10 protein-coding genes are annotated in these 11,369 nt (G+C 72.3%); 4 read left to right on the top strand and 6 right to left on the bottom strand.

Annotated elements, in window-relative coordinates:
- The first annotated feature begins 141 nt into the window (after nt 1-141).
- Entirely contained in the window at nt 142-711 is a 570-nt protein-coding gene (locus NX801_RS24890) for a GNAT family N-acetyltransferase (protein WP_258790136.1), read from the top strand.
- A gap of 13 nt (nt 712-724) precedes the next feature.
- Here the strand turns inward: NX801_RS24890 and NX801_RS24885 are convergent, their stop codons facing one another.
- The 6 genes from NX801_RS24885 to NX801_RS24860 all read right to left on the bottom strand — a co-directional run bounded on the left by NX801_RS24885 (nt 725) and on the right by NX801_RS24860 (nt 7,912).
- On the bottom strand, nt 725-2,257 hold the full coding sequence (locus NX801_RS24885; RefSeq protein ID WP_258790135.1) for a type VI secretion protein: 1,533 nt from the start codon (nt 2,255-2,257) through the stop codon (nt 725-727).
- A 52-nt stretch (nt 2,258-2,309) separates the two neighbouring features.
- Nucleotides 2,310-3,755 (bottom strand): ATP-binding protein, encoded by a 1,446-nt coding sequence (locus NX801_RS24880; RefSeq protein ID WP_258790134.1) that lies wholly within the window; start codon nt 3,753-3,755, stop codon nt 2,310-2,312.
- 12 nt (nt 3,756-3,767) lie between these two features.
- Nucleotides 3,768-5,321, bottom strand: a complete 1,554-nt coding sequence (locus tag NX801_RS24875; RefSeq protein ID WP_258790133.1) for an SCO6880 family protein — start codon at nt 5,319-5,321, stop codon at nt 3,768-3,770.
- The gene (locus NX801_RS24870) at nt 5,318-6,706 is read right to left on the bottom strand and encodes a hypothetical protein (protein WP_258790132.1); all 1,389 of its coding nucleotides are present in this window, start codon (nt 6,704-6,706) and stop codon (nt 5,318-5,320) included. The genes NX801_RS24875 and NX801_RS24870 overlap by 4 nt, the downstream gene beginning before the upstream one ends.
- The gene (locus NX801_RS24865; protein ID WP_258790131.1) at nt 6,696-7,505 is read right to left on the bottom strand and encodes a DUF8175 domain-containg protein; all 810 of its coding nucleotides are present in this window, start codon (nt 7,503-7,505) and stop codon (nt 6,696-6,698) included. The genes NX801_RS24870 and NX801_RS24865 overlap by 11 nt, the downstream gene beginning before the upstream one ends.
- A 98-nt stretch (nt 7,506-7,603) precedes the next feature.
- Nucleotides 7,604-7,912 (bottom strand): hypothetical protein, encoded by a 309-nt coding sequence (locus tag NX801_RS24860; protein ID WP_017945892.1) that lies wholly within the window; start codon nt 7,910-7,912, stop codon nt 7,604-7,606.
- Nucleotides 7,913-8,401: 489 nt separating this feature from the next.
- Between NX801_RS24860 and NX801_RS24855 the strand changes: the two genes are divergently transcribed.
- From NX801_RS24855 to NX801_RS24845, 3 genes are all read left to right on the top strand, one after another.
- On the top strand, nt 8,402-9,211 hold the full coding sequence (locus NX801_RS24855; RefSeq protein WP_258790130.1) for an SAM-dependent methyltransferase: 810 nt from the start codon (nt 8,402-8,404) through the stop codon (nt 9,209-9,211).
- A 94-nt stretch (nt 9,212-9,305) separates the two neighbouring features.
- Nucleotides 9,306-10,337, top strand: a complete 1,032-nt coding sequence (locus NX801_RS24850; RefSeq protein WP_309505888.1) for a C40 family peptidase — start codon at nt 9,306-9,308, stop codon at nt 10,335-10,337.
- 259 nt (nt 10,338-10,596) lie between these two features.
- Nucleotides 10,597-11,328: a phosphatase PAP2 family protein gene (locus NX801_RS24845; RefSeq protein ID WP_258790128.1), complete on the top strand. Its 732-nt coding sequence runs from the start codon at nt 10,597-10,599 to the stop codon at nt 11,326-11,328.
- Nucleotides 11,329-11,369: the final 41 nt, after the last annotated feature.

The raw sequence follows: 11,369 nt of genomic DNA, 5'->3' as shown, positions 1-11,369 counted from the left end.
CGAGAGCCCCGTACCGGGATTGATTCCTGGTGCGGGGCTCTCACGCATTTCCGGACCTTTTTCACCCGGACTTCATGGACTTCCCGGGAGGCCGGGAATTAGCGTTGACCGGGACCCTCGGGAGCGCACAGGATCGGGAGGATGAGGTACATCATCCGCCCCGTGCGCGCCGGTGAATGGCGTAAGGCTCGTGAGCTGAGGCTCGACGCGCTTCAGGACCCGGCCGCGTCCATCGCCTTTCTGGACACGTACGAAGCCGCCGTGCAGCGGTCGGCGGCCCACTGGAAGGACTGGGTCGGCCGGGTGGCGGACGAGCACGGGCCCGACGGCCGGCAGTTCGTCGCGGAGGCATCGGACGGGACCTGGGCCGGTTCGGTCACCGTACTGGTGGAGCCGGCGGACGGCACCGAGCGGTTCGGCGGCGTCAACGAGCTGGACCAGACCCACCTCGTCGGGGTGTATGCCCGGCCGGAGGCGCGGGGCAACGGGGTGATGGACGCCCTCTTCCGAGTCGGGGTCGGCTGGTCCTGGGAGCTGGCCGAGCCGAAGGTCCAGCGGGTGCGGCTCTGGGTCCATGAGCGCAACGACCGGGCCGTGGGGTTCTACCGGCGGGCCGGCTTCGAGCCGTCCGGGGCCACCGTGGCCGCGCAGGGGGAGCCGGACGCCCAGGAGCTGGAGTACGAGCTCCGGCGGCCGGCCGCCACCGGCTGAGGGGCCGGCGGCGTCAGGGGGCGAGGGGTGACAGCGGCCGGTCCGGCCAGCGGGCCCGGCCCTGCTCCTGGGAGCGCAGCAACGCGAGGGTGGGCAGGCCCTGGTGGTGACCGGCGGTCAGCAGCTCGGGGAGCAGGGGGAGCGGGGCCACGGCGGCGATGTCGTCGAGCACCAGGCTCATGGGTGGGTCGAGCCGACCGTCGGGCGACCCCGCGGCCGTGCGGCGGCCGTGCTCGACCACGTCGGAGACCAGCGCGGTGAGCAGCGGCATCGCGCCGGGGCGGGTCCGGGGGTCCTCGATCGGTTCACCCACCACGTAGAGGGTGCCCGTCTCCCGGGCGAAGGATGCCAGGGCGAGGGCGTCGGACCGGTTGGCGGCGCAGGCCTCGCGGATGTGCACCGAGGAGAGGGCGGAGAGGGCACGTACCGTCAGCTCGGCGGCCTGCTCCCGGCGTTCGGGATGGGCGGTGAGCGCGGACTCCAGCAGCCCGCCGAGGCTGTTGGTGGCGCGGGGGTGGGTGCGGAGGATCCGTACCGGTTCATGGGCGCCATGGTGCTGGGCCCAGCGGTGGACCTGCTTGACCGGCCGGCCGTCCACCGCGGCGGCGTGCAGCCAGCAGCGCAGCAGGGTCTCGGCGGTGTCGGCCACGGCCGCGTCGGCGCGGGCCCGGGGGCGTACCGGGGTGAGCAACGCGGCCGCTCGGTCGGCGGCCACCCGGGCGTCCTCGCAGCCGCTGGTGGGCGACCAGTGGAGGCGGTCCGGGGTGTCGCAGAGGTGCCCGGGGTCATAGACGAGAACGGGGCCCAGTTTGGCGCGGGGGCCTCTGGTCTCCGCCCAGACGGTGGGGTCGGAGGTGACCACCAGGACGGGGCCCTCGGCGTCGAGCACGGCCCGTACGGCGGTGGGGCGGCGGACCGGGCCTGTGCCGTACAGAAGGCGGGTGGTGATGGCCTCGCGGGGACCGGGGAGAGCCGGTCCCGGCGCCGGGAGGGGCGGTGGCGCGGTGGCCGGCGCGGCGGGCGCGTGGACGTCGGCCGGAGGTGGGGCGGCCGCCTGGACCGGGAGGGGGGCGGTCTCGGCGACCGCTGCCGGAGCCGGGGCCGAGCCGGCGGCCAGGGGCGGGGCCTGCCCGACGGGGGCGGTGCCGGTGACCGGCTCCCCGCTCTTCGGTGCCGGGGCGGCCGGGCGGTGGCGGCCGGTGCGTACGGCCCGCCAGCGGGCGAGCGTACCGAGGACGAAGACAGCCAGCACCACCAGGACCATCAGCTGTCCGATGAGCAGGCCCCAGAAGAGGCCGTAGCCGGAGAGCTGGGCGGGCGGGGTGGCCGGCCAGGCGGCGGCCAGGTCGTGCGGGCGGGCGACGAGGTGCCGTATGGCGACGGGGGTGTGGGTGAAGGCCACCCCGTCCGGCCAGGCGCCGTGGGTGAGGAGGCCGGCCAGTCCGGTGGCCGTCCACACCAGCAGCGTCAGGCCCAGCAGGAATCCCAGCAGCCCCACCAGGAGGCCGTCGGGGATGCCGCCCCGTTGCTCGGTCGTACGCTCCATGGGCTCCTCTGGCGTTCGTACTTCTGGTGATCCCGGTGGCTCAGGCGGATGGTCAGGCCACGGTCGACTGGGAGGACTCGTTGAGCTGCTGGATGAGGGCGGCGCGCTGTTCCGCCTCCCACTCGGCGGCCTTGAGTTCGTCCGGCAGGTCGTCGCGGGCGGAGGGGCCGGAGCCGGCCGGGGCGGCCGCGGGGGCCGAGGCCTCGGTCATGGCGCGGTCGGTGTAGACCAGGGGGCGTTCGGCCTCGGTGATCAGGTGTTTGACGACCTGGACATTGCCGTTGACGTCCCAGACGGCGATGCCGGGGGTCAGGGTCGGGATGATCTCCACCGCCCAGCGGGGCAGGCCCAGGACCCGGCCGGTGGCGCGGGCCTCGTCGGCCTTCTGGGCGTAGATGGTGCGGGTGGAGGCCATCTTGAGGATGGCGGCGGCCTCCCGGGCCGCGGCGCCGTCGACCACGTCGCTGAGGTGGTGGACGACGGCGACGAAGGAGAGGCCGAGCCGGCGGCCGAACTTCAGCAGCCGCTGGAACAGCTGGGCGACGAAGGGGCTGTTGATGATGTGCCAGGCCTCCTCGACCAGGAAGATGCGCTTCTTCCGGTCGGGGCGGATCCAGGTGTGCTCCAGCCAGACGCCGACGATCGCCATCAGGATGGGCATGGCGATGCTGTTGCGGTCGATGTGGGAGAGGTCGAAGACGATCAGCGGGGCGTCGAGGTCGATGCCGACGGTGGTCGGGCCGTCGAACATGCCGCGCAGGTCGCCGTCGACCAGCCGGTCCAGGACGAGGGCGACGTCCAGGCCCCAGGCCCGTACATCGTCTATGTCCACGTTCATCGCCTCGGCGGACTCGGCCTCGGGGTGGCGGAGCTGCTCCACGATGTCGGTGAGGACGGGCTGTCGGTCGGTGATGGTCTCATTGACGTAGGCGTGGGCGACCTTGAGGGCGAAGCCGGAGCGCTCGTCCAGGCCGCGGCCCATGGCCACCTCGATGATGGTGCGCAGCAGGGCGAGCTGGCCGGTGGTGGTGATGGCCGGGTCGAGCGGGTTGAGCCGGATGCCGTCGTCCAGGGCGGCCGCCGGGTCGAGCCGGATGGGCGTTATTCCCAGCTCCTCGGCGATGAGGTTCCACTCGCCGACGCCGTCCTCGCCCTGGGCGTCGAGGACGACGACCTGGCGGTCGCGGAAGCGGAGCTGGCGGAGGACGTACGTCTTCTCCAGCGCCGACTTGCCGTTGCCGGACTCCCCGAGCACCAGCCAGTGCGGGGCGGGGAGCTGCTGGCCGTACAGCTGGAAGGGGTCGTAGATGTAGCCCTTGCCGCTGTAGACCTCGCGGCCGATGATCACACCGGAGTCCCCGAGGCCGGGGGCGGCGGTGGGGAGGTAGACGGCCTGGGCCTGGCCGGTGGAGGTGCGGACCGGGAGCCGGGTGGTCTCCACCTTCCCGAAGAGGAAGGAGGTGAAGGCATCGGTGAGGAGGGAGAGCGGGTCTCGCATCGGTCGGGCCCCTTAGCGGCGGATGCCGGTCGCGAACGGCAGGGTGTTCACAAAGGCCCGGTGGTGCTCGCGGTCGCACCACTCCAGCTTCAGGTACGACTTGCCGGCCGAGGCCCTGATCGTCCGCTTGTCCCTGGCCAGGGCCTCGGGCGAGCGGGATGACACAGTGATGTACCCGACGAGGTTGACCCCTGCCGCGCCGCTGGCGAGATCTTCACCCCGCTGGTCGAGCCGGCCGTGGGCGGCGATGTCACGGGGGTCGACGGTGCGGTTCATCTTGGCGGCGCGGCTGGCCTCGGCCTCGTCGTTGGTCTTCTCGGTCAGCATGCGTTCGATGGCGATCTCGGTGGGTTCGAGGTCCATGCAGACGGCGACGGTCCGGATGACGTCGGGGGTGTGGACGAGGAGCGGGGCGAGGAAGTTGACGCCGACCGGGGTCATCGGCCACTCCTTGACCCAGGCGGTGGCGTGGCACCAGGGGGCGCGGGTGGCGGACTCGCGGGTCTTGGCCTGGAGGAAGGTCGGTTCGACGGCGTCGAGTTCGGCGGGCCAGGCGTTGCGCTTGGTCATGGCCTGGATGTGGTCGATGGGGTGGTCCGGGTCGTACATGGAATGGACCAGGGAGGCGAGCCGGGCCTGGCCGAGCGGCTGGCGGACCCGGATGTCGGCCTCGGCGAGCCGGGCGCAGATGTCGGTGAGCTCGCGGGCCATGACGACGGCGAGTCCGGCGTCCCGGTCGAGCTTGCGGGTGCCGGCGGTGTGCCGGGCGGCGCGGGCCATGGCGTTGGCCTCGGCGGCGAGGTCGCGGGTGTAGTGCATGCAGGCGACCAGGTAGGCGCGGTGCTGCTCGCTGGAGGTGGACACCATGGACTGGAGCTGGTCGTAGGAGTCCCGCAGCCAGCCGGGGCTGGCGGAGTCGCCGCGCTGGGCGACGTCCTTGGCGTGGGCGTCGGGGTCGGCGGGGAGGGTGCGGGCGAGCATCTGGAGGCGGGTGACGAAGCCGTCGCCGTTGGCCACGTGCTTGAGCAGGGTGCCGAACCGGTCGACCAGGGCCTCCTGGTCCTCGCTGTCGCGCAGGCCGACGCCGGGGCCCTCGATCTCGATGGCGGCGGTGACGGTGCGGCGGTCGGCGTGCAGCAGGACGGCGATCTCGTCGGGGCCGAAGGGGGCGGCGAGCCAGCTGATCCGGCCGATGCCGGGCGGCGGGCCGACCTCGATCTCCCGGCCGTCGAGCCGGGTGCCGGCCTCGGCGGCGCCGGAGCGGTAGGTGGTGCCCTGGCGGAGGGCGCGCTTGTAGCTGCGGCTGATCTCGAACCAGCGGTAGAAGGTGCGGCCCTTGTAGGGGACGTACACGGCGGCGAGGGCGAGCATCGGGAAGCCGGTGAGGGACACGATGCGCAGGGACAGCACGGGGACGAGCAGTCCGCTCATCATGCCGAGGAACGCACCGGCGATGATCAGGGCGATCTCGCCGGTTTCGCGGTTCTTGCCGATGATCGCGTTCGGCCGGGCGCGGCCGATGAGATACGTGCGGCGGGGCGTGATGGGTGGGGACTGGGTCGTCAACGCCCTGCACCTCCTGTGGTTCCTGGGGATCCGGTGGTTCCGCCGGACCTGCGGTGGCTGTGCGGGGACTGGGTGGTGCCGGGGCTGCGGGGCGCGGGCGTGGCGGACGGTACGCCTCCGCCGGTGCCGCCGCCCGTTCCGGTGCCGCCGCCGGGTGCGGTGCGGGAGCTGTGCGCGGCGACGCCGCCGGCGGCCGGGTTGGCGGGCCGCGGGTCGCTGCCGCCGCCCGCGCCGCGCTGGTGGTTGCGGCTGCTGTGGGTCTTGATGCCCTGGGAGACGAGGGCGGCGGGGGACGAGATGACGGCGGCGGCCTGGGAGCCGTCGGTGGCCTGCTTGCGGTTGGTGCGGGCGGTGGCGATCTCGTCGCCGAAGCCGGGGACGAAGCGGTAGATCATCGCGGAGGCGAAGATGGCCAGCAGGATGATGGCGAGGCCGGAGACGACGGCGGAGAAGGCGTTGGGGCCGTCGTCGGAGGAGAGCGCTCCGGCGAGGCCGAGGACGATGACGATGACCGGCTTGACCAGGATGACCGCGATCATGATGCCGGCCCAGCGGCGGACGTGGCCCCACATGTTCTTGTCGACCAGCCCGGCGTAGACGGCGGTGCCGAGGAGGGCGCCGACGTAGAGCAGGGCGGCGCGGATGACGAGCTCCAGCCAGAGGACGCCGGCGGCGAGGATCGAGACCAGGGAGACGACGATCAGCATGATCGGGCCGCCTCCTATGTCGTCGCCCTTCTTGAGCGCCTGGGAGAAGGAGCCGAAGAAGACGTCGGTCTGGCCGCCGGTGCCGCCCGCGATGACCTCGGTGACGCTGTCGGTGGCGGTGACGACGGTGTAGAGGATGAGCGGGGTGAAGGCCGACGCCAGGACGGTGAGCCAGAGGAAGCCGACGGCCTCGGAGAGCGCGGTGGCCAGCGGTACGCCCCGGATGGCCCGCTTGGCGACGGCGAGCAGCCAGAGGACCAGGGTGAGGACGGTGGAGGCGGCGAAGACGACGGCGTACTGCTGGAGGAAGCGGGGGTTGGTGAAGTCGACCTCGGCGGTGTTCTTGACGGCGGCGCTGAGCTTGTCGACGATCCAGGCGGCCGCGTCGGCGCAGCCCTTGGAGAGGGAGGCGAGGGGGTCCAGGGCGGTGGTGGGGTCGGTGAGATCGGTGCGGGTGGTGGGGTTGCCGTCGTCGCAGAGGTCGCGGGACGGGCCTCGGATGAACTCGCAGCTGGGATTCCCGCTGGGGGACGGTGACGGCGCCGGCGCCGTTGGGGTGGGGGACGGGCTGGGGGCCGGCGCGGCGGTCGCGCGGGCGGCGAGAAGGACGATCGTCGTCTGGGCGGCGAGCAGCAGCCCTCCGACTGATGTGGTGCGGGACAGCCCCTTACCGGGCATAGGTGAACCCTCCGAACCCATCGACGGCGGCGGCGATCTCGTCGGCCCCGGCCACGCGGGTGTCGTTGCCCACGGGGGAGGGCCCGTCCTTCTGTGTGTAGTCGGTGACCTTCCAGTCGTTTCCTGCCCACTGCAGCTGCATGGTGATGGTGAACCAGCTGCTGGTGACCGGTTTGGTCGAACCTTCTCCGGCCAGGCCGACGATTCCGACGCACCAGGCTTCGACGGTCGCCTTGTCACCCGCGTGCGATGTGGTCTTCGTACCGATGGGCGTGGTACGCGAGACGAAGGACAGGCCCGCGGGCGCGGTCCCGTCGTCGTTCAGACCGGCCTTCCGGAAGAACTCCGCCGTGTAGGCCCGGTCCAGCCCGGCCCGGAACTGGCCGGTCTTCGCGGGCGCGATGACGGTGTCGACGACGGCGTCCCGCTTGTCCTTGTCGAACATCTCCGCCGACCCCAGCGCCACCGCGTAGTTGGCCGCCGCGCTCTGGGCGCCCTGGGGGGTGTGGGCGTAGCCGGTCGGGAGGGTGCCGGTGCGGCCGGTGACGGGGCGGGTGCCGGTGGCGGCGGTCGGGGCGGCGCCGGCGTCCTTGGCGGAGCCGGACGGGGCGTCGCGGTCGCCGTCTCCCCGGTTGGCGAAGGCGATCGCGGCGACGAGCAGCACCACGACGCCCACCACCATGATCAGCGACCGGGAGCCGCGGGCCGGGCGGCGGGGGGTGCCGTGGGCGTCGCCGGGGGTGCTGTCGGGCATCCGGGTACGGGTGCGTCCGCCGCCGTGCTCGTCTCCGGGGCTCATGACGGGTACGCCCTCTCACGCGTGCGCGGTTCGGTGGGGTGACTGGACATCAGGTGTCGCGACCTCGGGGAGAGCGGGGCCGGAAGGCGCCGTCGGGGCTATACGGCCATTCCGTAGACGATGGTGAACAGGGTGCCGAGGGAGCCGATGATGAAGACGCCGGTGAGGCCGGCGACGATCAGGCCCTTGCCCTGTTCCGCGCTGAAGGTGTCGCGGAGCGCCGTGGCGCCGATGCGCTGTTTGGCCGCGCCCCAGATCGCGATGCCGAGGCAGAGCAGGATGGCCACGGCCATCACGACCTCGATCATCACGCGGGCCTCGTTGCCCAGGCTCCCGAAGGGCCCCCAGTTGGGGGCGATTCCGCCGATGATGGTGGTGATGTCGCCCTTTTCGGCCGCCAGGTACATGTAAGTCACCGCCCCTGTTGGGTAGTTCGACGCCCCTGCCGTGCGGCATGGGTCACCGGACTATCTTCGCTGATGGATCCGCCCTTGCGAGCCGACTTGACTGGTCTCTTTACCCGATCCCCGCACATTTGACCGATCCGGTCGCGCTGACCTGCGCGGAGGCCGGGGCGGTGGTATGCGGGAACGCGTATGATCACTCTGTGTATCACGGAGGGTGACTCCGGGCAATGACTGTCGTTGAAGCACTCTTGGGCAGAGTGAGGCAGGGTGAGCACGGCTGACGCACGCCGGACGGGAGTGACCCCGGGGTGGCGTCGGGGCGGCCCGGGGCGGCCCGCAGTGCTCCGGTGCGACCCGCGGCGACTCCACCGTGCCCCGGGAGTCTTCGGCGGTGCCCGGGCGTTCGAAGGGCGCGGGGCCGCGCACGCGGGGGAGCACGGGTGCGCGAAGCGGCGTACGGGGGAGAAGCGGGATGGCTACGGTGTCGGGATGACCGACACGGAGCGGCACCTGACGGGTACTCACCGGCACGGCATCGACAGCAGCAGGCCCCACACGGCCCGGATCTGGAACTACTGGACCGGCGGCAAGGACCACTACCCCGTCGACCGCGAGGCCGGCGACCGGATACGCGAGCTGCACCCCGGGATCGGTGAGTACGCCTTGGCGGACCGGCGGTTCCTGGGCCGGGCGGTCCGGTACCTGGCCGAGGAGGCGGGCGTCCGGCAGTTCCTGGACATCGGCACCGGGCTGCCGAGCGCCGACAACACCCACCAGGTCGCCCAGCGGGTCGCGCCCGGCGCCCGGGTGGTCTACGTCGACAACGACCCGCTGGTGCTCGCCCACGCCCGGGCCCTGCTGGTGGGGACGCCCGAGGGCCGGACCGACTACCTGGACGCCAACCTCCGGGACGTGGACGCCATTCTGTCGGCGGCCTCCGGCATCCTGGACCTGGACCGGCCGGTGGCGCTGATGCTGCTGGGCGTCGTCATCTTCGTGCCGGACGACGAGGAGTCGTACGAGATCGTCCGCCGGCTGCTGGACGCCCTGGCGCCCGGCAGCCATCTGGTGCTCTCGCACACCGTGCGCCGCCCGGACCTGCCGGACGTGGACGCCGCCGTGGCGTTCTGGAACCGGAACGGCACCCCCTGGCTCACCCAGCGCACCCCGGAGGCGATCACCCGCTACTTCGACGGGCTCACGCTGCTGGAGCCCGGGGTGGTGCCCTGCTCCCGCTGGCGGCCGGAGGGGCCGGCGGCGGACGTGGCGATGTACGCGGGGGTGGGGCGCAAGGAGTGAGGCACGGACCGGACACCCGTGCGCCCTTGGAATGACGCTCCGGGCACCTACACTGACGCTCGGTGGACTGCCGTGTCAGGAGGGGTGGTTGACGGTGCGTAGGGTCTGGCTGGCCATCGGCGTGTCCGCCGGCCTGTGCCTGAGCTTCGTCGCCCTGCTGGTCATCGGTACGTACACGGCCGCCGCCGGCCTGCTCGGCGGGGCGGCCGGAGCCGCCGGCGGGGCGGTGGCGCTGGCCAAGGGCGCGGTGCCGGCGGCGTACCAGCCGCTGGTCCAGAAGTGGGGCAACCTCTGCCCGGCCATCAACCCCGCGCTGCTCGCCGCCCAGCTCTACCAGGAGAGCGGCTGGAACCCCAGGGCGACCAGTCCCGCCAACGCCCTGGGCATCGCGCAGTTCATCCCCGGCACCTGGGCGAGCCACGGCGTCGACGGCGACCGGGACGGCGACCGGGACATCTGGGACCCGGCCGACGCCATCCCCTCGGCCGCCTCGTACGACTGCGAACTGGCCACGTACGTCAGGAAGGTGCCCGGCGACCCCACCGACAACATGCTCGCCGCGTACAACGCGGGCGCCTACCGGGTGATCAAGTCCTCCGGGGTGCCGGGGATCAGCGAGACCAAGAACTACGTACGGATCATCAGGTCGCTGGAGAAGAGTTTCGCCCGGCCGGTCGGCCGGGTGGAGCCGTCCCGGCAGGCCGCCACCGCGATCCACTTCGCGCAGAGCAAGCTCGGCACCCCCTACCTCTGGGGCGGCAACGGCACGCCGGACCAGGGCGGGCGGTTCGACTGCTCGGGCCTCACCCAGGCGGCGTACCGCACCGTCGGCATCGAGCTGCCCCGGGTGGCCAACGACCAGTACAACGCGGGACCGCACCCGGGGCGGGACGAACTGCTCCCCGGGGACCTGGTGTTCTTCTCCGACGACCTGACCGATTCGCGGGCGATCCACCATGTGGGGATCTACGTCGGCGGCGGGTACATGATCAACGCTCCGTACACGGGCGCCGTGATCCGGTTCGACAAAATCGACACTCCGGACTACTTCGGCGCGACCCGGGTAACCGAGGACGGCGCCAAGGCGCTTCCGACCGCTCCGGCAGCGGAGTCGAACGCCGGGTGACCGGTGTTCGGCCATGGCCGGAAATCTTCTTCAAGGGCCTCGAAGGACCGGTCCTGAGCTGCGACGACGCATCACTCTTCGGTAACGTCATGGTGATCGTTCGGTGGAGAGTGGAACGGACCTTCCGCGAAGGGCGTTCCCTGGACTGGGACAGCGGCATTCGACCAATGCGAGTGACCAGCACGGGCCACGGGGGGTTGGTAACGAGGGCGCACCGCCAGGTGTGCCGGGCAGGCGACAAGGCAAGGGGCCGCAGCAGATGGCTGGACTCGCATCGGACGGTTCGAACCCCGACGTCGGCCTGCTCTACGACATCAACGGACTCGCCAAGGACACCCCGTCGTGGTTCGACCGGGTGATGGAGTTCACCGGCGAGTACGGGATCCTGCTGGCGATGGTGCTGGTGGTCCTCTGGTGCTGGTGGAGCGTCCGCCGCCGGGGCACCGCCGAGGACTCGGCGGCCGCCGTCGCCGCGCTGGTCTGGGCTCCGCTCGCCGCCGGTGTCGCCCTGCTGGTCAACATCCCGATCCGCGGCTTCGTGGAACGCCCCCGTCCCTTCCTGGACCACCAGGGCCTGGAGGTCCTGGTCGCCGGCAAGACCGACTACTCCTTCGTCAGCGACCACGCCACCCTGACGATGGCGCTCGGCGCGGGACTCTTCATCGCCCATCGGAAGTCCGGTTTCGTCGCCATCGGACTGGCCGCCGCCGAGGCCTTCTGCCGGGTGTATCTGGGGGTGCACTACCCGACCGACGTGGTGGGCGGCCTCGCCCTCGGTACGGCGGTGGCGCTGCTGCTCGCCCCGCCCGCGCTGGCGCTGCTCACCCCGCTGGTCACCGCCGTGGCCCGGTCCAAGCGGCTGGGCCGGCTGGTCCGCTCGCGGCGGGTCACCGGGCACGAGCGCCACGAGACGCTGGGCATCCCGGAGCCCCGCCTCGGCGCGGGCCCGGCCGGTCCGGGCGACCCGGACGAGAACGACCTGGCGGCATAAACGACCTGGCGGCATAGGCGCGGCGCGCGGGCGCCCGCGGC

This window comes from Streptomyces pyxinae (assembly GCF_024756275.1).
GTDB classification, from domain to species: domain Bacteria; phylum Actinomycetota; class Actinomycetes; order Streptomycetales; family Streptomycetaceae; genus Streptomyces; species Streptomyces pyxinae.
This window is presented reverse-complemented; position numbering and strand designations above follow the sequence as displayed.

What these genes read in the sequence shown, in the direction of transcription:
- NX801_RS24890 (WP_258790136.1), top strand. Translation starts at nt 142, where the DNA reads ATGAGGTACATCATCCGCCCCGTGCGCGCCGGTGAATGGCGTAAGGCT.
- NX801_RS24885 (WP_258790135.1), bottom strand. Translation starts at nt 2,257, where the DNA reads ATGGAGCGTACGACCGAGCAACGGGGCGGCATCCCCGACGGCCTCCTG.
- NX801_RS24880 (WP_258790134.1), bottom strand. Translation starts at nt 3,755, where the DNA reads ATGCGAGACCCGCTCTCCCTCCTCACCGATGCCTTCACCTCCTTCCTC.
- NX801_RS24870 (WP_258790132.1), bottom strand. Translation starts at nt 6,706, where the DNA reads ATGCCCGGTAAGGGGCTGTCCCGCACCACATCAGTCGGAGGGCTGCTG.
- NX801_RS24865 (WP_258790131.1), bottom strand. Translation starts at nt 7,505, where the DNA reads ATGAGCCCCGGAGACGAGCACGGCGGCGGACGCACCCGTACCCGGATG.
- NX801_RS24860 (WP_017945892.1), bottom strand. Translation starts at nt 7,912, where the DNA reads ATGTACCTGGCGGCCGAAAAGGGCGACATCACCACCATCATCGGCGGA.
- NX801_RS24855 (WP_258790130.1), top strand. Translation starts at nt 8,402, where the DNA reads ATGACCGACACGGAGCGGCACCTGACGGGTACTCACCGGCACGGCATC.
- NX801_RS24845 (WP_258790128.1), top strand. Translation starts at nt 10,597, where the DNA reads ATGGCTGGACTCGCATCGGACGGTTCGAACCCCGACGTCGGCCTGCTC.